The 19,707-nt window shown below is 52.7% G+C and carries 19 protein-coding genes; 12 read left to right on the plus strand and 7 right to left on the minus strand.

Annotation, left to right across the window (positions count from 1 at the left end; genetic code table 11):
* Positions 1-119: 119 nt before the first annotated feature.
* The 3 genes from JK223_RS09110 (at position 120) to ltaE (ending at position 3,930) form a co-directional block, all read left to right on the plus strand.
* A complete protein-coding gene (locus tag JK223_RS09110) occupies positions 120-1,019 on the plus strand; it encodes a lysine exporter LysO family protein (protein ID WP_212713869.1) in 900 nt (299 codons plus the stop codon).
* Positions 1,020-1,142: 123 nt separating this feature from the next.
* Positions 1,143-2,864 carry a ubiquinone-dependent pyruvate dehydrogenase gene (gene poxB, locus JK223_RS09115; RefSeq protein ID WP_212713870.1) on the plus strand — a complete coding sequence of 574 codons (1,722 nt, stop codon included), beginning with the start codon at positions 1,143-1,145 and terminating at the stop codon, positions 2,862-2,864.
* A gap of 64 nt (positions 2,865-2,928) precedes the next feature.
* Positions 2,929-3,930 carry a low-specificity L-threonine aldolase gene (ltaE, locus tag JK223_RS09120; protein ID WP_212713871.1) on the plus strand — a complete coding sequence of 334 codons (1,002 nt, stop codon included), beginning with the start codon at positions 2,929-2,931 and terminating at the stop codon, positions 3,928-3,930.
* A gap of 16 nt (positions 3,931-3,946) precedes the next feature.
* Here ltaE and JK223_RS09125 read toward each other — a convergent pair whose 3' ends face one another.
* Positions 3,947-4,768 carry an N-acetylmuramoyl-L-alanine amidase gene (locus tag JK223_RS09125; protein ID WP_212713872.1) on the minus strand — a complete coding sequence of 274 codons (822 nt, stop codon included), beginning with the start codon at positions 4,766-4,768 and terminating at the stop codon, positions 3,947-3,949.
* 185 nt (positions 4,769-4,953) lie between these two features.
* Here JK223_RS09125 and artP point away from each other — a divergent pair, with 185 nt between their 5' ends.
* From artP to artM, 4 genes are read left to right on the plus strand one after another with little or no spacing between them, the layout of a single operon-like run.
* Positions 4,954-5,682: an arginine ABC transporter ATP-binding protein ArtP gene (gene artP, locus JK223_RS09130; protein ID WP_212713873.1), complete on the plus strand. Its 729-nt coding sequence runs from the start codon at positions 4,954-4,956 to the stop codon at positions 5,680-5,682.
* Positions 5,683-5,695: 13 nt separating this feature from the next.
* A complete protein-coding gene (artJ, locus tag JK223_RS09135) occupies positions 5,696-6,427 on the plus strand; it encodes an arginine ABC transporter substrate-binding protein (protein WP_212713874.1) in 732 nt (243 codons plus the stop codon).
* 6 nt (positions 6,428-6,433) lie between these two features.
* On the plus strand, positions 6,434-7,150 hold the full coding sequence (gene artQ, locus JK223_RS09140; RefSeq protein WP_212713875.1) for an arginine ABC transporter permease ArtQ: 717 nt from the start codon (positions 6,434-6,436) through the stop codon (positions 7,148-7,150).
* Complete coding sequence (gene artM, locus JK223_RS09145) at positions 7,150-7,818, plus strand: arginine ABC transporter permease ArtM (protein WP_212713876.1); 669 nt, start codon at positions 7,150-7,152, stop codon at positions 7,816-7,818. Before artQ ends, artM begins: the two co-directional genes overlap by 1 nt.
* A 37-nt stretch (positions 7,819-7,855) precedes the next feature.
* Here artM and JK223_RS09150 read toward each other — a convergent pair whose 3' ends face one another.
* From JK223_RS09150 to JK223_RS09165, 4 genes are all read right to left on the minus strand, one after another.
* Entirely contained in the window at positions 7,856-8,359 is a 504-nt protein-coding gene (locus JK223_RS09150) for a YbjO family protein (protein ID WP_212713877.1), read from the minus strand.
* A 596-nt stretch (positions 8,360-8,955) separates the two neighbouring features.
* Positions 8,956-9,429: a YbjN domain-containing protein gene (locus JK223_RS09155; RefSeq protein WP_212713940.1), complete on the minus strand. Its 474-nt coding sequence runs from the start codon at positions 9,427-9,429 to the stop codon at positions 8,956-8,958.
* A gap of 226 nt (positions 9,430-9,655) precedes the next feature.
* Entirely contained in the window at positions 9,656-10,378 is a 723-nt protein-coding gene (nfsA, locus tag JK223_RS09160) for an oxygen-insensitive NADPH nitroreductase (RefSeq protein ID WP_212713878.1), read from the minus strand.
* Positions 10,379-10,411: 33 nt separating this feature from the next.
* Positions 10,412-10,651, minus strand: a complete 240-nt coding sequence (locus JK223_RS09165; protein ID WP_212713879.1) for a DUF1418 family protein — start codon at positions 10,649-10,651, stop codon at positions 10,412-10,414.
* Between the two features lie 164 nt (positions 10,652-10,815).
* Here JK223_RS09165 and JK223_RS09170 point away from each other — a divergent pair, with 164 nt between their 5' ends.
* From JK223_RS09170 to ybjG, 3 genes are all read left to right on the plus strand, one after another.
* A complete protein-coding gene (locus JK223_RS09170) occupies positions 10,816-11,079 on the plus strand; it encodes a GrxA family glutaredoxin (RefSeq protein WP_025902886.1) in 264 nt (87 codons plus the stop codon).
* A gap of 179 nt (positions 11,080-11,258) precedes the next feature.
* Entirely contained in the window at positions 11,259-12,944 is a 1,686-nt protein-coding gene (locus JK223_RS09175) for an aspartate:alanine antiporter (RefSeq protein WP_212713880.1), read from the plus strand.
* A gap of 305 nt (positions 12,945-13,249) precedes the next feature.
* The gene (ybjG, locus tag JK223_RS09180) at positions 13,250-13,855 is read left to right on the plus strand and encodes an undecaprenyl-diphosphate phosphatase (protein WP_212713881.1); all 606 of its coding nucleotides are present in this window, start codon (positions 13,250-13,252) and stop codon (positions 13,853-13,855) included.
* 45 nt (positions 13,856-13,900) lie between these two features.
* Here ybjG and JK223_RS09185 read toward each other — a convergent pair whose 3' ends face one another.
* The gene (locus tag JK223_RS09185) at positions 13,901-15,103 is read right to left on the minus strand and encodes a serine hydrolase (protein WP_212713882.1); all 1,203 of its coding nucleotides are present in this window, start codon (positions 15,101-15,103) and stop codon (positions 13,901-13,903) included.
* A gap of 944 nt (positions 15,104-16,047) precedes the next feature.
* Here JK223_RS09185 and moeA point away from each other — a divergent pair.
* Together moeA and JK223_RS09195 are read left to right on the plus strand one after the other, a co-directional pair.
* A complete protein-coding gene (moeA, locus tag JK223_RS09190; RefSeq protein WP_212713883.1) occupies positions 16,048-17,286 on the plus strand; it encodes a molybdopterin molybdotransferase MoeA in 1,239 nt (412 codons plus the stop codon).
* Positions 17,287-18,048, plus strand: coding sequence for a molybdopterin-synthase adenylyltransferase MoeB (locus JK223_RS09195; protein WP_212713884.1), 762 nt, complete (start codon positions 17,287-17,289; stop codon positions 18,046-18,048).
* A 63-nt stretch (positions 18,049-18,111) separates the two neighbouring features.
* Here JK223_RS09195 and JK223_RS09200 read toward each other — a convergent pair whose 3' ends face one another.
* Positions 18,112-19,704: an ABC-F family ATPase gene (locus tag JK223_RS09200; protein ID WP_212713885.1), complete on the minus strand. Its 1,593-nt coding sequence runs from the start codon at positions 19,702-19,704 to the stop codon at positions 18,112-18,114.
* Positions 19,705-19,707 lie beyond the last annotated feature (3 nt).

Below are 19,707 nucleotides of genomic sequence, written 5' to 3' on the forward strand. Positions count from 1 at the left end.
GGAATTCGACTCCATAAGAAAAAACTAACAGGCCGGAAAACAGCCATCAGTATTTTATTTACTGACCAATATCAATCAGATAACCTGATTCTCTGATAATTACCTTTGCTGGGCTTCTTATGTATTCCGGTTTACTCATTATTCTCATTCCTTTGGTTGCGGGTTACCTGCTGCCTGTACGGCGTCCCGGTATTCTGAAAGCCGCGAATTACGCACTGACCCGCATGGTCTACATTATTCTGTTATTTATGGGAGTGAGCCTGGCATTCGTGGACAATCTGACCGCGAACCTGATGGTGATTGTCCGGATCACTCTGATCTGCGCTCTTTGCATTTTAGTCTGTAATTTTCTGGCGTTGAGATTATTTGACCGTATCGTCCCTTCACCGGCTGCTCATGCTTCCGGCCCGCTACCTTCCCGGCTGCATATGCTTCTGGACTCACTGAAAATGTGCGGTGTTGTGATTGCCGGATTTCTTATCGGACTAACCCACTGGCCGGTCTTACAAAATGCCACCCGGGCGGGGGAATATGCCCTGTTACTGCTGCTGTTACTGGTAGGTATCCAGTTACGTGGCAGTGGTATGAACCTGCGACAAATCCTGTTTAACCGTCAGGGCGTGATCGTCGCGGCCATCGTGCTGGTCAGTTCTCTGCCCGCAGGAATACTCGCCGCCCTGCTGCTCGGATTACCGGTGAAAACCGGACTGGCACTTTCCAGTGGTTTCGGCTGGTATTCTCTGTCCGGTATTTTAATGACCAATGCGTTCGGGCCGGTGATTGGTAACAGCGCTTTTCTGGTGGATCTGTTACGGGAACTGATCTCAATGATGCTGATCCCGTTGCTTATCCGCCGTTATCGGTCGACAGCACTGGGATTATGCGGCGCGACCTCCATGGACTTTACCCTGCCGGTACTGCAACGCGCCGGCGGATCCGGGATTGTTCCTGCGGCGATCGTTCATGGTTTTATTATGAGTCTGCTGGCTCCGATCATGATCGCGTTCTTTTCCGCCTGAGCGCCGGTAACGATCACGTTCCGCGCTTTTCCGGGCAATTATTGCCAGATACGCTACAATTTTGTTCATTATTCGTACTCATAACCGTCCCGGTCGGACCGGTTTTATTCCAGGGAGTCAGTAATGAAAAATACGGTTGCGTCATTTCTTATAAAAAGTCTGGAACTTGCCGGTGTAAAACGTATCTGGGGAGTCACCGGCGACTCCCTGAATGGCCTCAGTGACAGCCTGAATAAGCTGGGGACCATTGAGTGGATGTCCACCCGTCATGAAGAGGTCGCCGCCTTTGCCGCCGGTGCTGAAGCTCAGATCACCGGCCAGCTCGCGGTCTGCGCCGGCTCCTGCGGCCCGGGTAACCTGCATCTCATTAACGGACTGTTTGACTGTCACCGCAACAAGGTGCCGGTGCTGGCCATCGCGGCGCATATCCCTTCCAGCGAAATCGGCAGTGGTTATTTCCAGGAAACTCACCCGCAATCCCTTTTTCAGGAGTGCAGCCATTATTGTGAGATGGTGACGAATCCGGAGCAGTTACCACAGGTGCTGGCCATTGCAATGCGAAAAGCTGTCGTGGAAGGCGGCGTCTCCGTCATCGTTTTACCCGGCGATGTGGCCCTGGAGCCGGCGCCGGAAAAAGCCACACCCGCCTGGTACCCGCCGGTAGCGCCGATCTCCGTCCCTCCGCTGTTACAGCTCGAAACGCTGGCCGCCATGCTGAATCAGTCCGAAAATATCACGCTAATGTGTGGCAGCGGTTGTGCGGGTGCACACGCCGAAGTGACCGCGCTGGCTGAAAAGCTGAAAGCCCCCATCGTGCATGCACTGCGTGGCAAAGAGCATCTGGAATACGATAACCCTTATGATGTCGGAATGACCGGATTCATTGGTTTCTCTTCCGGCTATCAGGCCATGCAGAAAGCCGATACGCTGGTGCTGCTGGGGACTCGCTTCCCTTATCGCGCTTTCTATCCCACCGATGCGAAAATCATTCAGCTCGATATTTCTGCAGGCAGCCTGGGGGCACACTGCCCTGTCGACCTTCCGCTGACGGGGGATGTGAAAGCCACGCTGATGCTGCTGCTTCCCCGTCTGGAGGAAAAACAGAACCGGAAACATCTCGACAGGGCCATTAATCATTATCAGGATGCGCGCCGGGACCTGGATGATTTAGCGATCCCTGATGACGAACAAGCCATTCACCCGCAATATCTGGCCAGCCAGATCAGTTTGCTGGCCAGTGAAGATGCGGTATTCACCTGCGATGTCGGTACCCCGACCGTCTGGGCGGCCCGCTATCTGAAAATGAACGGTCGCCGCCGCCTGCTGGGGTCGTTTAACCACGGTTCGATGGCCAACGCCATGCCGCAGGCAATGGGGGCTCAGTCGGTCGACCCGCAGCGTCAGGTGGTAGCTCTGTGCGGAGATGGCGGGTTTGCCATGCTGATGGGCGATTTACTTTCCATTGCGCAACATAACTTACCGGTAAAACTGATCATCTTTAATAACAGTGTCCTGGGGTTTGTTGCCATGGAAATGCAGGCCGGCGGTTTTCTGACCGATGGTACTGAACTGGTCAATCCGGATTTCGCTGCCATCGCGGCGGCCTGTAATATCAAAGGGATTAATGTGGAGAAAGCGTCTGCCCTGCCCGATGCGCTGCAACAGGCCTTTGATCATCCGGGCCCGGTGCTGGTGAACGTGACGACCGCCGGTGATGAACTGGTGATCCCGCCGAAAATAAAACTTGAGCAGGCGAAAGGTTTCAGTCTGTATATGATCCGGGCCATCATTAATGGCCGCGGGAATGAGGTGATGGGTCTGGCGAAAACGAACTGGCTGCGGTAAAAGGGTAAGGCCGGCAACGGACAGTGGCCGGCCTGCTGATTTTTTACTGACGACGGAGCCTGATGTGATTGACTTACGAAGTGATACAGTGACCCAGCCCGGGGCTGAAATGTTACGTAAAATGACCTCAGCCGCGACAGGAGATGACGTTTACGGTGATGACCCGACAGTCAACGCGCTACAGGAAAAAGCCGCTGCACTGAGCGGTAAGCAGGCGGCCCTTTTCTTTCCCAGCGGAACTCAGGCGAATCTGGTGGCATTGCTCAGCCATTGTCAGCGGGGCGACGAATATATTGCCGGGCAGCATGCCCATAATTATCGCTATGAGGCCGGTGGCGCGGCAGTGTTAGGTAGTATCCAGCCCCAGCCCGTGATGGAAAATGCGGACGGCACCCTGCCGCTGGACATTGTCCGTGAGGCCATTAAACCCCGTGATATTCATTTTGCCCGAACCCGCCTTATCAGCATCGAAAATACTCATCATGGAAAAGTGCTGCCTTCTGACTGGCTGGCCGAAGTCTTTGCTTTTTCCCGTCAGCATCAGTTGGCCTTACACACCGATGGGGCGCGGATTTTTAATGCGGCTGTTGCCAGTGGTCAGCCACTGGACGCGTTAAGCCGGTACTGCGATACGCTGTCGATATGCCTGTCAAAAGGTCTGGGGGCACCGGTCGGGTCCCTGCTCTGCGGCAGTCACGAGTTTATTGAAGAAGCCTGTCGCTGGCGAAAAATGACCGGAGGCGGGATGCGCCAGGCCGGTATTCTGGCCGCCGCAGGGATTTATGCGCTCGACAATAATGTGGAGAGACTGGCTGAAGACCACGAAAACGCCCGCTGGCTGGCGGCTGAATTAACGGAGCTCGGTATCGAAGTCATTAGCCGGCAGACAAATATGCTGTTTATCGGCCTGCCGGAGGCACAGATTGCACCGTTACAGCAATGGATGGATGCACGGAATATTCGTATCAGCTTTGGCTACGGCACGCGTCTGGTCACTCACCTGAATACCCCCCGCCCGGCACTTCAGAAAGTCGTCGAGGCCTGGAAGGCCTTTTTACAGCAATAGCCCCGGCCCGGCCGCGTCAGTGCAGGGTGCCGTATTTACTGAGCAATGCCCGCGCAATAGCTTCGGTTTCAGCATCGGCTTTGCCGGTCACCCCTGCCGGCCGGAAATGCATCTGAAAGGCGCGAATAAGCCGGGTCTGTTCACTTTGTGAGGCAGGATCGGTGACGGGATAACCATAACGGGACAGTAACGCTATCAGCACCCGGGGGTCTGCAGGGGCTCTGGCTGAACGCCCTGCCAGAAACTGTGAGACAGTCCCCGCATCCGGCCAGGCACCCAGCCCGGCGTTTGCCAGACTGTGCCATGGAAAACAGGGGCCGGGGTCCTGTTTTCGTGAAGGTGCCACATCACTGTGGCCGACGATATTCACCGGAGTGATGGCATAACGCTTCACCAGCGTCTGCAGAAGGCTTTCCAGCGCTAAGAGTTGCGATGGCGGGTAAAGGGTACAGGTCGTCATGCCGCCTTTGCGGTAATACCCGGGATTAACCAGCTCTATACCTATCGAAATACTGTTCAGATGGGTATAGCCGCGCCAGCCACTCACGCCGGCATGCCAGGCAACACGGGATTCCGGCACCAGCTGATAAACGGTCACCGCGGGGGCTGACTTTCCATCGGGGGAGGTTATCAGATAATGTGCGCTGACATCCCCCTGACTGAGCAGGCGCAGTGAGCTGGCATTATCTTCAGCCGTATAGTGAATGACGACCATTTTCACCCGTGGTTCCTGGCTTCGGGCATTCAGATGATGATCGACGGTAAACACCTGAGGGTCTCCGGTGCCTGAATGGCAACCGCTTAACAGCAGTACACTCCATAACCAGATTTTTTTCATGCGTCCCCGCCAAAAAGCGATAATAAACAGGCTAAAGCATACGCAAGCCTCCGCTGACTGACAAAATTTTGTGCTGCTTTTTTGACTCTGACGCGTATTTAAATAAATTTCCAGCGCCCGGAATTGCATAACTATGCTGGCGACGTTACTATTCGTCCTACTTTATTACTATTCAATTTTTACGCATGAGTATTCAACTAAACGGGATAAATTGCTTTTACGGCGATCACCAGGCACTGTTTGATATCGGACTGAATTGTCCGCAGGGTGAAACGATGGTTTTGCTCGGCCCAAGCGGTGCGGGTAAAAGCTCGCTCCTGCGGGTACTCAATCTGCTTGAAATGCCGCGTACCGGGGAACTGTCCATCGCCGGTAACCGCTTTAACTTCCGGGATAAGCCCTCTGAGCAGGCTATTCGTGAGTTACGGCGTAATGTCGGTATTGTATTCCAGCAGTACAATCTGTGGCCTCATCTGACCGTCATGCAGAACCTGACGGAAGCGCCCTGTCGTGTGCTGGGATTGAATAAAACGGCGGCTCGTCAGCGCGCCAGCGCACTGCTTGAACGTCTTAAACTCAGCACGTTTGCCGATCGTTTTCCCCTGCACCTCTCCGGGGGGCAACAGCAACGTGTTGCTATTGCCAGGGCATTGATGATGGAGCCTCAGGTGCTGCTTTTCGATGAGCCTACCGCCGCGCTGGATCCGGAAATCACCGGACAGGTCGTCGATATTATTCGCGAGCTGGCACGGACCAATATTACGCAGGTTATCGTGACCCACGAGGTGGAATTTGCCCGTAAGACGGCAAGCCAAGTGGTTTACATGGAAAACGGACATATTATTGAGCAGGGTGATGCCAGTCGTTTCACTCACCCGCAGACCCCTCAGTTCGCACATTATCTTTCACATTAATCCGGGACTCATTATGAAAAAAATTCTTTTAGCCGCCCTGTTTGCCGGTGCCAGCCTGAGTGCTTCCGCAGCCACAACCTTACATTTTGCGACCGAAGCCTCTTATCCTCCGTTTGAATTTGTCGGGGCCGATAATAAAATCCAGGGCTTTGATGTTGATCTGGCGGATGCGATTTGTAAAAAGATCGATGCCACCTGTGAATTCACTAACCAGTCATTTGACAGCCTGATCCCGGGCCTGAAATTCCGTCGCTATGATGTGGTTATGGCCGGGATGGATATCACACCTGATCGTGAAAAACAGGTGCTGTTCACCAAACCGTATTACGATAACTCCGCGTTATTTATTGCACAGAAAGGCAAAGTTGCCAGCATTGCCGCCTTAAAAGGCTTACGCGTCGGGGTTCAGAACGGCACGACACATCAGAAATACCTTACCGATAAGCATCCTGAGATCACCATGGTGCCTTATGACAGCTATCAGAACGCGATGCTGGACCTGAAAAACGGTCGAGTGAATGCCGTGTTCGGTGATACTGCCGTGGTGAATGAATGGCTGAAGAAAGATCCCAAACTTAGCAGTGTCGGTAATAAAGTCACCGATAAAGACTATTTCGGTACCGGTTTAGGGATTGCGGTCCGTCAGGGGAATTCTGCTCTGCAAAAACAACTGGATCAGGGCCTGGCCGAAGTGAAAGCCGACGGCACTTACCAGACCATCTACCACAAATGGTTCCAGCAGTAATCGCCAATGAGTGAGTTATTTCCACTCGCAAGCGCCGCCGGGATGACCGTCGGCCTTGCCGTCTGCGCATTAGTGCTCGGGCTGTTACTGGCGATAGTGTTCGCCGGCTGGGAATCGTTGCGTTTTAAGATCTTCGCCTGGCCCGGGACAGTACTGGTAACATTACTGCGGGGTCTGCCGGAGATCCTGGTGGTGTTGGGGATTTATTTCGGATCTTCCCAGTTGCTGCTGACGCTCTCCGATGGTTTTGACATCCCGCTCGGTGTGACCCGGCTGCATGTTCAGATGAATATCACTGATTTTAATGTCAGCCCGTTTCTTTGCGGTGTGATTTCTCTGGCGCTGCTCTATTCGGCCTATGCCTCCCAGACCCTGCGCGGGGCTCTGAAAGCCGTTCCCGCGGGGCAACGTGAATCCGGTATGGCGTTGGGGATGAAAAAATTCACCATCTTCTACCGGCTGATTTTACCGCAGATGTGGCGTCATGCCTTACCGGGACTGGGTAACCAGTGGCTGGTATTGCTGAAAGATACTGCGCTGGTTTCGCTGATCAGCGTTAATGACTTAATGCTACAGACCAAAAGTATTGCCACCCGTACCCAGCAACCGTTTACCTGGTATCTGCTGGCGGCCGCCATTTACCTGATCATCACGCTGTTCAGTCAGTACATTTTACGGCGAATTGAACAACGTGCGACCCGTTTCGACCAGGAGTCTGCATAATGGCAGAATACTTTCCTCAGTTACTGAAAGGTCTGCATACCAGCCTGTTCCTGACGCTCAGTTCTTTACTGATAGCTCTGGTGCTGGCGGTAGGCTTCACCCTGATCCTTGCACTGAAAAAGCCGCTGGCGGGGCGGGTGGTGAATATCTATATTACCCTGTTTACCGGGACACCGCTGCTGGTACAGATTTTCCTGATTTATTACGGCCCCGGGCAGTTTCCGCAGTTAGAGCACTACCCATGGCTCTGGTCCCTGCTCTCTCAGCCCTGGTTTTGTGCCATTCTCGCACTCTCGCTGAACAGTGCCGCGTATACGACACAGCTTTTTTATGGTGCGGTGAAAGCCATCCCGAAAGGTCAATGGCAATCCTGTGCTGCGCTGGGGATGAGCCGTCATCAGACCATGAGAATACTGCTGCCCTACGCTTTTAAACGGGCGTTATCGGCCTATTCCAATGAGGTCGTGCTGATATTTAAAAGCACATCACTGGCCTATACCATCACGCTGATGGATGTCATGGGTGAAGGGCAACTGTTGTATGGGCGTACCTACGATGTGTCGGTGTTTGTGGCCGCAGGGATCATCTACCTGTGTGTTAACGGGCTCCTGACTCTGCTGTTGCGGGGTCTGGAATATTACGCATTACGTTTTGAGCGTCGTAGCTGACCTTCCGTTGCGGGGCCGGAAACCTCCGGCCCCGCAGTTATCTCTCCTGCTCTCCGTGACCAGCCGCCGGCCCCGGGACCCGTCTGAAGAAGGCACGACTGCTGGCAGGTACACATAACAACAGGATAATCAATAAATCGGGTATCTTCTGCAGCAGGATATGCCGGACGAAATGGTGGCTGTCAGCAGGATCGATACCCGGCAAACACGACAGGCCCTCGCCCCGGCCCCTGAAAAGGATCAGTAACAGTACCAGACACTGACAGCAGATAAACAGAGTCCGCCAGCGGTAGCTTCCCCTCAGCAGCATCAGTACACTCCCCGCTTCGAACAGAAATACCCCGCCCATCAGCATAAACAGTAAGCGATAATCCGGCAGCAGGCTAAGACGGAGTATTTCGCTCAGAGTGCCGCCCGTGTCGGACCTGAACAGCAGTACCAGCATCAGCAAATTAAACAAACGCGTAGCAATAATCGAGATGACGGCGGCCAGCACCGGGGCCGGGATAGCCTGCGGGAGAAAGACCTTGGATCCTGGCATCTGCTGTACCTCCTTTACAGACCGTCGAAGACTCATCCGGGCCTGCCGGGATGAGAGAAAAGTATCGTGTCGGGTGACGGGCTGAGGCACATTTTACGTCAATACCGTCCATCAGCCCCCGTTTTTACCATCCTCCCTGCGCCAGGTTAACGTGACCGTGGCAAGCCGGTTTAGGGTTACGGTCAGTGCAAAAATACTTCCGGCGGAGTGTATCCTTTAACCTGATGACCAGGGGATAAGTGGCAACAAAAATGCGGGCGGGATCCCGTTATCACTTCAGGCCTACCTTTCGATTTTATACGGCCCCGTTATCAGCCCGGGATTCCGCAGAGCTGCACAGACACGTCACCTCTGCGGGTGAATAACAGAGTGAATAGCCGCCGGACCCTTAAGACCCATAGCAGCATGACCCGTGCACAGATTGCCTGCCCGCGACTGGCAGCTCTGAAGATTCAGCTTATTCTATCGAGGCAGGCTTTCCGCAGGCCGGGGAAATTCGTGCACAGATTGCCTGCCCGCGAAAAACTGCGGAGCCAGGACCCGGGGCGGCGGGCCGGACGGTCTATGACAATGGAATGCCCCGTGCGCGCAGAGCTTTAGTGTAACAGCGGTTGTGCAGTATGCAGGGAAGCACTGTTTTCAGCGGTGACCAGTAAATGGTTAGCCGCCAGCTCCATGATGATCATGGATAACTGCTCTTCGCTCTGCTGCATAAAAAAGGAGAACTGGGATAAGGCCAGGCCATTGCCGATGCTAAGGGACTGACAGATGATGAGCCTGGGTAAACTGTCATCCTGAATATCCAGAAAACATTTTGCCGTCAGCGAACTGGCATTGATTTGGGAAATTTCCCCCACCAGCGTAAGCAGTGCTGACGATCTGACTTCGGCACTCACGGTCACCAGAATCACATTGTCGATAATATCCAGTTTTGCATCAAACACCCCATCAATGTTCTGCATTGCAGATAAGTGCAGAGCCTGACAGCTGCCACATTCAAACCATTCAATCGTGGTTTTATCCATCCAGTCGCGCAGCATTTCAAGGTCAGGTGTGACAAGAGCGTCCATCATTTTTTTCCGGCTTAATCATCAGGCGCAACAGATTACGCAAAAATCCCCTGTAACGCTATGACCGGTGAATAATTTCGTCGCCCTGTAACGCAACATTTGCCGGTGTTGTGATCCTCAGCGCCCGAAAATCTGTTAACTGTTGTATTTATCACTCCCCCTGCCCCCCGGAGGAAAATATTCCGTGGCGCAGGGGTGTCCTTGCGTAGCGGAGCTGAATCACACGTTAACGTGTCGCCCAGCCTTGCTGATGCAGGAAGTCCAGCATAAACGGCCGGTTCTCTTTGACAATCATACGCTGGATCATCTCACTCCAGCTTTCCTGGCGGCTATTACTGCCCCGCTGCTGATAGTATTCCTGAATGTGCTGGTCATAGCCGGCCAGCACCTGACTATCCATCGGCTGATAACTGTTTTCGTGCACCAGCAGGCTCAGCGGCAACCGGGGCTTCACCTCCGGGTCGGCATCCGGCCAGCCCAGGCACAGCCCGAACAGAGGCAGCACAAAACGCGGTAATGAGAGCAGATCGGTCACTTCATGAGGATGATTGCGCAAACCGCCGATAAAGACACCGCCCAACCCCAGTGACTCCGCAGCCACCATCGCATTCTGCGCCATCAGCGCCGTATCAACACAACCCAACAATAACTGCTCCGCAAGCCCCAGCCCGGCCTCAGGACAGATCTGCTGGTGGCGGTTAAAGTCAGCACAAAAGACCCAAAACTCCGCCGCCTCACTCACCCAGGGTTGAGGCCCCGCCAGTTCGGACAAACGATTTCGCTTTTGCGGATCCGTCACCCGGATGATAGATGAACACTGTAAAAAACTGGAGGTGGAGGCAGACTGAGCTGCCGAAAAGATCGCATGACGCTCTTCATCACTGATCTGACGGTCAGTAAACGCCCTGATTGAACGATGCCGGCGTAACAGGTCGATCGTCGGGGTCATAAGTATCTCCTTTCTGTTGCAGTTAGAGGGGTATTATTTCTTTGCCGGTGAACTCGCCAGTATCGCCCGGAGCGTACGGTAACCCAGTGTGATCACTGCCGGCAGGATCAGCAGGATACCGGCTGTCAGGCTGATTTTTGCCAGCATGTGGCTGTCCTCTCCCCCGGTCAGGCGGCCGTGGCTGTTAATCAGCACTATCGACAGCAGCACCAGAACACCTCCGGCAAGTTCGGCAATAATCAGGTATCGCGGCAGGCGTGTAGTATCAGACATCTCTTTATATTCCTGTTAACCGGTTGTGCGCCCGGCATCGCCAGTCGTTGTCGATTGATAGTAACATTCAAAGCAACAGGGATTTCCTGTTTTCCTTTCATACTGAAGACAGGCATCATAGTGGCTTGTTATCTGTTTTTCTCTAAATCACTCAGGAGAGTGCCATGTTTGCAGTTATTTTTGGTCGTCCGGGTTGCCCTTATTGTGTTCGCGCTAAAGACCTTGCCGAAAAGTTAACCGAAGATCGCGAAGACTTCAGCTACCGCTACATCGATATCCATGCGGAAGGGATCACCAAAGCTGACCTGGAAAAAACCGTCGGTAAACCGGTAGAAACCGTACCGCAGATTTTCCTTGATCAGCAACATGTCGGTGGTTTTACCGAATTTGAAGCCTATGCCAAAGAGCACCTGGGTCTGTTTCAGTAATCTCTCTGCAATATGCGCGCCGCTTCCCGGGCGCGTTATCCTTCCCGCGGTTTTTTCATGTTCCCGTCATAGTCTGTTGCCGAAAATGCGTTTAGAATGCTGACTTTATATCTGCCGCTGAGCGCCAGCGTTCAGAGGTATTTACTCATCTCGTTCCTTTGCGGATAAGAAGCCAATTTGTGAATATTAACGTCGCCAACCTCCTGAGCTCCAATGACGTTTTGTTATTATTTGTCGTCCTTTCTCTCGGGCTATGCCTGGGTAAACTCCGCCTCGGGAGTATCCAGATAGGCAGTTCTATCGGGGTACTGGTCATGTCTTTACTGCTCGGACAACAACACTTTTCTATTAATACCGATGCACTGAGCCTCGGGTTTATGCTGTTCATCTTCTGTGTCGGCGTGGAAGCCGGGCCTAACTTCTTTTCTATCTTTTTCCGTGACGGTAAGAACTACTTTATGCTGGCACTGGTGATGGTGGTTACTGCACTGGTGCTGGCACTCGGCCTTGGCCGGTTATTCCACTGGGATATCGGACTGACGGCAGGTATGCTCGCAGGCTCAATGACCTCCACTCCGGTTCTGGTCGGCGCTGGTGACACGCTACGCCAAAGTGTTACAGAGGGCAGTAAGCTGAATTTGATGCAGGATCATCTGAGCCTGGGATATGCCCTGACCTACCTGGTGGGACTGGTTAGTCTTATTCTCGGTGCCCGCTACCTGCCGCGACTACAGCACCAGGATTTACCTACCAGCGCGCAACAGATTGCCCGTGAACGGGGACTGGATGCAGACAGCCAGCGTAAAGTCTTTTTACCGGTGATCCGGGCTTATCGTGTGGGCCAGGAACTGGTCGAATGGACCGGCGGTAAGAACCTCCGGGAACTGGGGATTTACCGTCATACCGGATGCTATATAGAGCGGATCCGTCGCAATGGTATTCTGGCTAATCCCGACGGGGATGCAGTACTGCAACAAGGTGACGATATCTCTCTGGTGGGATATCCGGATGCACACGCCAGGCTGGATCCCAGCTTCCGCCACGGCAAGGAAGTGTTCGATCGCGATCTCCTCGATATGCGTATCGTGACCGAAGAAATTGTGGTGAAAAATCACAATGCCGTGAATAAAAGACTGGGTAAATTAAGACTGACAGATCATGGCTGCTTTCTGAACCGCGTGATCCGTAACCAGATAGAAATGCCGATAGATGATGAAATCCTGCTGAACAAAGGCGATATCCTGCAGGTGAGCGGTGAGGCCAAACGGGTAAAAAGTATTGCCGATCGGATTGGCTTTATCGCGATCCATAGCCAGGTGACCGATTTACTGGCCTTCTGTGCCTTCTTTATTGTCGGGCTGATGATAGGGATGATTACTTTCCAGTTCAGTAATTTTAATGTCAGCATCGGTAATGCCGCCGGATTACTGTTTGCAGGCATTCTGCTGGGCTTTTTACGGGCTAACCACCCGACTTTCGGTTACATCCCGCAGGGCGCCCTGACGATGGTGAAAGAGTTCGGGCTGATGGTATTTATGGCCGGCGTCGGGCTGAGTGCCGGTAGCGGAATTAATCAGGGGTTAGGCAGAGACGGGCTTGAAATGCTGGCCTGCGGTCTGCTGGTCAGTCTTATTCCGGTGGTGATCACCTACCTGGTGGGGGCGTATCTTTTGCGGATGAACAGAGCCATGTTGTTCGGGGCATTAATGGGGGCTAGAACCTGTGCACCGGCGATGGAAATCATTTCTGATACCGCACGCAGCAGCATTCCCGCACTGGGATATGCCGGGACGTATGCCATCGCAAACGTATTGCTGACCCTGGCCGGGACATTGATTGTGCTTATCTGGCCACTGATTAACTGACGCTTCCCGCCACGAGCTCTTCAGGCACCCTGCCTCACGACGGGTGCCTTTGCTTACCCCGCCATAACACAGTAGTCCACTGTTTTTATTCTCTATTTTTCCCTTCATCATCCGCGGCTGCCACATTAACGCTTTGTGCGTTACAGGTGTTAACGCACAGATACACAAGAAATAAGAACCGGATTATTTACTTTTTATGACGTTGTTTTATCCTGTTAAGCAAATCTTAAGCTCTTCACTGTATGCTTTACGTCAATTTGTAACAAATTGCCCGCGCTGACTGCCCATAAGGATCGCTCAAAACAATGGAACACCTGAATCACATTCTGTTTCTATGGATTAATGCCACACCCGACTCCCCTCACGCACTGATTCAACTGGCACTGTTTTTCGCCAGAGACCTGATTGCCATTGTTCCGCTACTGATTGTCGGCTTGTGGTTATGGGGCCCGGACAACCAGGTTTCCCGGCAGCGGGTATTGGTACTGAAAACCGGCACGGCACTGATCTACGCGCTGGCCATAGCGACCGTGGTGGCCTTTTTCTATCCTCATCCGCGACCTTTTGTTGTCGGCCTGGGCTATCAGTTTCTGAGTCACAGTGCAGATGGCTCCTACCCGAGCGATCACGGCACCATTATTTTTACCTTTGCGCTGGCCTTTATCTTCTGGCACAGACTCTGGTCAGGTGTCGTATTACTGGCCATCGGTATCGCTATCGCCTGGTCACGGGTGTATCTGGGGGTTCACTGGCCGCTGGATATGCTGGGAGGATTTCTGGTCGGGATGCTCGGTTGCGTGGCATCTCAGTTGGGGTGGAGTATTTATGGCGACCGTTTTCTGTCTTTCGCCAGCGATGTCTATCGTTTTGTGTTCGGCCCGTTAATTAAAAAAGGCTGGGTGCGTCACTGATAACCTGGCCGGGCCGACGGTAACCCCGTCGCCCGGCCGGTAAGTTTAGCCAAACCAGCGTTTAAACAACGTGTTGATCTGCAGGCTGATAAAGTCCCAGATCCTACTGATAAAGCCGCCCTCTTTGACCTCGTCCATCACCACCAGAGGTTTCTGCTCAATCGTTTTACCGTTCAGCTGAAAATTAACCGTCCCCACGGCCTGACCGCGGGTTAGCGGAGCTTCCAGTACCGGTGAGTTAAGCGTATAGGACGCTTTCAGGTTGTTGATCTGTCCGCGGGGAATGGTCACGGCGGTGTTATTGATTACCCCCAGATTAACCATCCGGTTATCTCCGTACCAGACCCGTTGCTGCACAAAAGGTTTGTCCGATTTCAGCGGAGATACGGTCTCATAGAAACGGAAGCCCCAGTTAAGCAGCTTCTCACTTTCACGGAAGCGGCTGGCATCGGTTTTCGCGCCCAGTACCACAGAAATAAGTCGCATATCACCGGCAGTCGCCGAGGCAACGAGGTTATTTCCGGCGCCTGAGGTATAGCCTGTTTTTATCCCATCGACATGCAGATCGGTACTCCACAACAGGCGGTTGCGGTTAGGCTGGCGGATTTTATTAAACGTAAATTCTTTTTCCTGGTTTAACGCATACTCCTGCGGCACATCACGGATCAGTGCCTGACCGATTAACGCCATATCGCGTGCAGTGCTGTACTGACCCGGTTCATCCAGTCCGTGCACGGTGGAGAAATGGGTATTCTGTAGTCCCAGTCGTTTGACATAGTTATTCATCAGGTCAATAAATGCACTCTGACTGCCAGCGACATAGTCCGCCAGCGCGATACAGGCATCATTTCCTGACTGAACAACAATTCCCCTGTTCAGGTCAGAGACAGACACCTGATCACCGGGTTTCAGAAACATCAGTGACGAACCGCGCAGCTGAGGATTCCCCGTTGCCCAGGCATCCTGACCAATGGAGACCATGTCGGTGGACTTAATTTTACCGTCTTTTAATGCCTGCCCCACCACATAACTGGTCATCATTTTGGTGAGACTGGCCGGGTCAAGCCGGTCATCGGCATGAGATTCAGCGAGAACCTTTCCGCTGGCATAATCCATCAGGATCCATGCCTTCGCATCTAACGCCGGGGCATCAGAGGGTTGCTCAGCGTAGCTCATTGCCGGTGCCACCAGCAGCAGCGCAACCATTACCGCACGGGATCGGGAAAAGTGACGTGTTTGATGTACCATTAACAGTCCGTCCTTGTTTGCTCAAAAATATAACGTATAGACAGGTGACTGAACTGACCTTCGCAACCGGAACCCCAATGTTGTTAAACCGGTAAGACACTCACCAGGATGTAAAGGCTCCCGGTCTTTACAGTAACAGGCGCCTTGCAGAACGGTGCAGATTGACAATTTAATCTACTGATTTCGTTCCCGATACTATCAATAGCATAAGCACCCCGTGGTTGTATACTTCACCACCATTATTTACTGTTGACCGTCTTTCCGGGTCACACATTTCCCGCAGGAAACCGTGCCCCTGTCAGTCCCTGGCACTAAAAATGGTATGACGGATGACGCGGGCGAATGTAGATCATAGTCGCATGCCGCCGTGCTGCAGAAATCAGGCCTCCCGTCAGAGTCATACAGAAATACCGTAGAGTATCCACCGGTTTATCCCGTCTGCCGACAATAAAGCCATCCCCTCTGATGACCCGAATAGCGATGACCGTAGCGAAAATACTTCCGGTACGCGTGGAGAAGGCTCCTTAACCTCAGATACCCGCTGACGAATGATCATGCACAACAAGTTTTTTTCGGACTGAGCAGGTTATCGCTTTAAGGCGTGAATTTACCCACCGGAAGAGCGCCGATACTCACTCCATCACCGGGACATTGATACCAGAGTCATCATCGTCGGCAGCCTGCAGGCGCAGCGATATTACATTCACCCTGCAGACGGACGTATGTTGAGCCTTCTGCGCGGAAGTCACGTGACTGACCGCACAGGCGTGCTGGCAGGCTTGTTATCAGCGGAGTATCGGTAACGTTCACAGGGAACAGCGGCACGATTTTTGGTCCCGACAGAGGTTTAAAATGCTATTCTCCCCCTAAACTCTGTACTGATCGGCGTGCGTGATCCCGCACTGCCCGATGCTCTGATAGCACTCACTAAGGCAGGAGCCACTATGGAACCTTTTACCTCCGGACTGATTTCTCCGGAAGAAGCATTACAACTCATTCAGCGTCCTCTGACCCCGATTCGGGACAAACTCAGTCTTGCACTGAATGATGCCACAGGTCGTATTACTGCCGGACCGGTGATCTCCCCGATTGCGGTGCCAGGTTTTGATAATTCAGCAATGGATGGTTACGCCGTTCGCCTCTCTGACCTGCGGTCACCTGGCACCCCGCTTGCCGTTGCCGGAAAAGCGCTGGCCGGTAAAGCCTTTACCGGCGAATGGCCACAGGGCAGCGTTATCCGGATCATGACCGGTGCGCCGGTGCCACCGGGCACCGATGCCGTCGTGATGCAGGAACAGACCGACACCCGCGAAGACGGTATCGTGATCACTGCCGATGTCGCCGCGGGACAAAATATTCGCCGCGCCGGTGAAGATATCCGTGCCGGGCAACCGGTACTGGATGCGGGCGTCCGGCTGGGTGTGTCATCGCTTCCGCTGCTGGCCTCGCTGGGGATTGCAGAAATCAGCGTGCTGCGCCGGCTGCGTGTTGCGATTTTTTCTACCGGCGATGAGCTGGTCCCGGTCGGTGAATCGTTACAGGAAGGGCAGATTTATGACACAAACCGGTTTGCCATTCGTCTTATGCTCGAAAAAATGGGTTGTGAGGTAGTGGATTTAGGGATCGTTGCCGATGATCCGCAATTACTTCGTCAGGTCTTTGAAGAAGCGGACCGTCAGGCAGACGTTGTCATCAGTACCGGGGGCGTGTCGGTCGGTGAAGCCGATTACACACGGGATATGCTTGAGGCCTTAGGATCTGTGACCTTCTGGAAACTGGCGATGAAACCGGGCAAGCCTTTCGCTTTTGGCCGTCTGTCTGAAAGCTGGTTCTGTGGCCTGCCGGGTAACCCAGTCTCCGCCGTGGTCACCTTCTGTCAACTGGTTCAGCCGATGCTAAACACCCTGATGGGCCTTAACCACAAAGAAGCCTCAGCCTTACTGCAGGCAACTGCCGGGAGCTTTATCCGTAAGACTCCGGGGCGGATGGATTTTCAGCGCGGATATTATTCCGCCGATGCTGAGGGCCGGTTACAGGTCGTTCCGGCAGGACATCAGGGATCGCATGTGTTCAGTTCATTTATAAAAGCCAACTGCTTTATTGTGCTGGAACGTGAACGGAACGATGTTCAGCAAGGGGAAACCGTCCGGATTGAACCCTTTAATTACCTGCTGGACGACTGAATGGACGTGACTCTCAGCGATGAAGAAATCCTCCGCTACAACCGGCAAATCGTACTGAAAGATTTTGATTTTGAGCGGCAGGAACAGCTAAAAGCTTCCCGGGTACTGATTGTCGGACTGGGGGGTTTAGGCTGTGCTGTTGCCCCTTACCTTGTCAGCGCGGGGGTCGGCGAAATAACATTGTGTGACTTTGATACTGTCTCAGTCTCTAATCTGCAACGACAGATCCTGCATAATGATGAAACGCTGGGCATGCCAAAGACCGTCTCTGCGCTTAACGGCCTGGCAAAGCTGAATCCCTTTGTCAGGCTCATTACAGATGACCAGCCATTAGCCGAAGAGAATGCGGATGAGCGGGTGAAGTATCATCATGCGGTGGTGGACTGCAGCGATAATGTTGCGACCCGTGAACTCCTGAACCGTACCTGCTACCGCCATAAAATCCCGCTGATTTCCGGGGCGGCTATTCGTATGGAAGGTCAGCTTTCGGTGTTTCGCTGGCACGACGACGAGCCATGTTATCGTTGTATCAGCCGCTTATTTGGCGATCAGGGGCTTAGCTGTGTCGAAGCCGGGATAATGGCTCCGCTGGCAGGAATGGTAGGAACGATGCAGGCCATGGAAACACTGAAGGTCCTGACCGGCTACGGGGAAAGTCCGCGTGGCAAGCTGTTACTGATAGACGCCATGGTAACCCGCTTCAGGGAGTTCAGTGTCCGGCGGGATCCGCTCTGTGAGGTTTGCGGTACCGACCCTGCATAACAAAACGGTTGTCTGTACACAGACAACCGTTTTCACATGACAGGCGTTTACAAAATGCCCTGTTTACACAATGCCCTGGCTACGCAGGTAATCTTCGTAGGTTCCGGAGAAGTCTGTGACCCCTTCCGGTTTGAGCTCAATAATACGTGTTGCCAGCGAGCTGACGAATTCACGGTCATGAGAGACAAAAATCAACGTACCTTCGTACATCTCCAGTGCCATATTCAGGGATTCGATAGACTCCATATCCAGGTGGTTTGTCGGCTCATCCATCACCAGCACGTTCGGTTTTTCCATCATCAGCTTACCGAATAACATGCGGCCTTTTTCCCCCCCGGATAATACTTTCGCAGGCTTTTTAATATCATCCTGAGAGAAAAGTAACCGACCCAGAATACTGCGTACCGCCTGCTCATCATCCCCTTCCTGTTTCCACTGGCTCATCCAGTCAAAAACCGTCAGGTCATTTGCAAAATCAGAGGCATGGTCCTGCGCGTAATAACCGATCTGCGCATTTTCAGACCATTTAATACTCCCATTATCCGGCGTCAGCTCACCCATCAGTGTTTTCAGCAGTGTCGTTTTACCGATACCATTCGCACCAATAATGGCCACTTTCTCACCCACTTCAAGTAACAGATTCAGCTTATTGAACAGCGGGCCTTTATCAAAGCCTTTAGTTAATGCTTCTGTTGTCAGTGCATTTCTGAACAGTTTCTTATTTTGTTCAAAACGCATAAATGGATTCTGGCGGCTGGAAGCTTTAACTTCATCCAGCTTAATTTTATCCATTTGTTTAGCACGTGATGTTGCCTGACGGGATTTGGACGCATTCGCGCTAAAGCGACTGACGAATGATTGCAGTTCTGCAAGCTGGGCCTTCTTCTTCGCATTATCAGACAGAAGACGTTCCCGGGCCTGGGTCGCCGCGGTCATATACTCGTCGTAATTTCCGGGATAGACACGTAACTCACCATAATCCAGGTCCGCCATATGCGTGCACACCATATTCAGGAAGTGACGGTCGTGTGAAATAATGACCATGGTGCTGTTACGCTCGTTCAGAACCTGCTCAAGCCAGCGGATAGTATCAATATCCAGGTTGTTGGTCGGTTCATCGAGCAACAATATATCCGGGTTAGAGAACAGTGCCTGGGCTAATAACACACGCAATTTCCAGCCCGGAGCAACTTCACTCATTAAACCGTAATGCTGGCTTACGGGAATGCCAACGCCTAATAACAGTTCCCCTGCCCTTGACTCCGCAGTATAACCATCCATTTCACCATACAGCACTTCAAGATCAGCGACTTTATAACCTTCTTCTTCACTCATCTCAGGTAAAGAATAAATGCGGTCACGTTCTTTTTTTACTTCCCAGAGTTCGGTGTGGCCCATAATGACCGTATCGAGTACCGTAAACTCTTCGAAAGCAAACTGATCCTGGCGTAATTTACCAATCCGCTCATTAGGATCATAAGAGACGTTACCTGCCGATGGCTGCAAATCGCCCCCAAGGATTTTCATAAACGTCGACTTACCGCTGCCGTTGGCACCAATTAAACCATAACGATTCCCTCCGCCAAATTTTACAGAGATATTTTCAAACAATGGCTTACTGCCAAACTGCATCGTCACATTACTGGTTACTAACACGGG

The organism is Tatumella sp. JGM118 (assembly GCF_018257515.1).
GTDB lineage: Bacteria > Pseudomonadota > Gammaproteobacteria > Enterobacterales > Enterobacteriaceae > Tatumella > Tatumella terrea.

What these genes read in the sequence shown, in the direction of transcription:
- artM (WP_212713876.1), top strand. Translation starts at nt 7,150, where the DNA reads ATGGCAGAATACTTTCCTCAGTTACTGAAAGGTCTGCATACCAGCCTG.
- artP (WP_212713873.1), top strand. Translation starts at nt 4,954, where the DNA reads ATGAGTATTCAACTAAACGGGATAAATTGCTTTTACGGCGATCACCAG.
- JK223_RS09170 (WP_025902886.1), top strand. Translation starts at nt 10,816, where the DNA reads ATGTTTGCAGTTATTTTTGGTCGTCCGGGTTGCCCTTATTGTGTTCGC.
- JK223_RS09155 (WP_212713940.1), bottom strand. Translation starts at nt 9,429, where the DNA reads ATGGACGCTCTTGTCACACCTGACCTTGAAATGCTGCGCGACTGGATG.
- JK223_RS09110 (WP_212713869.1), top strand. Translation starts at nt 120, where the DNA reads ATGTATTCCGGTTTACTCATTATTCTCATTCCTTTGGTTGCGGGTTAC.
- moeA (WP_212713883.1), top strand. Translation starts at nt 16,048, where the DNA reads ATGGAACCTTTTACCTCCGGACTGATTTCTCCGGAAGAAGCATTACAA.
- poxB (WP_212713870.1), top strand. Translation starts at nt 1,143, where the DNA reads ATGAAAAATACGGTTGCGTCATTTCTTATAAAAAGTCTGGAACTTGCC.
- nfsA (WP_212713878.1), bottom strand. Translation starts at nt 10,378, where the DNA reads ATGACCCCGACGATCGACCTGTTACGCCGGCATCGTTCAATCAGGGCG.
- JK223_RS09150 (WP_212713877.1), bottom strand. Translation starts at nt 8,359, where the DNA reads ATGCCAGGATCCAAGGTCTTTCTCCCGCAGGCTATCCCGGCCCCGGTG.
- ybjG (WP_212713881.1), top strand. Translation starts at nt 13,250, where the DNA reads ATGGAACACCTGAATCACATTCTGTTTCTATGGATTAATGCCACACCC.
- JK223_RS09125 (WP_212713872.1), bottom strand. Translation starts at nt 4,768, where the DNA reads ATGAAAAAAATCTGGTTATGGAGTGTACTGCTGTTAAGCGGTTGCCAT.
- JK223_RS09195 (WP_212713884.1), top strand. Translation starts at nt 17,287, where the DNA reads ATGGACGTGACTCTCAGCGATGAAGAAATCCTCCGCTACAACCGGCAA.
- JK223_RS09185 (WP_212713882.1), bottom strand. Translation starts at nt 15,103, where the DNA reads ATGGTACATCAAACACGTCACTTTTCCCGATCCCGTGCGGTAATGGTT.
- artQ (WP_212713875.1), top strand. Translation starts at nt 6,434, where the DNA reads ATGAGTGAGTTATTTCCACTCGCAAGCGCCGCCGGGATGACCGTCGGC.
- JK223_RS09165 (WP_212713879.1), bottom strand. Translation starts at nt 10,651, where the DNA reads ATGTCTGATACTACACGCCTGCCGCGATACCTGATTATTGCCGAACTT.
- artJ (WP_212713874.1), top strand. Translation starts at nt 5,696, where the DNA reads ATGAAAAAAATTCTTTTAGCCGCCCTGTTTGCCGGTGCCAGCCTGAGT.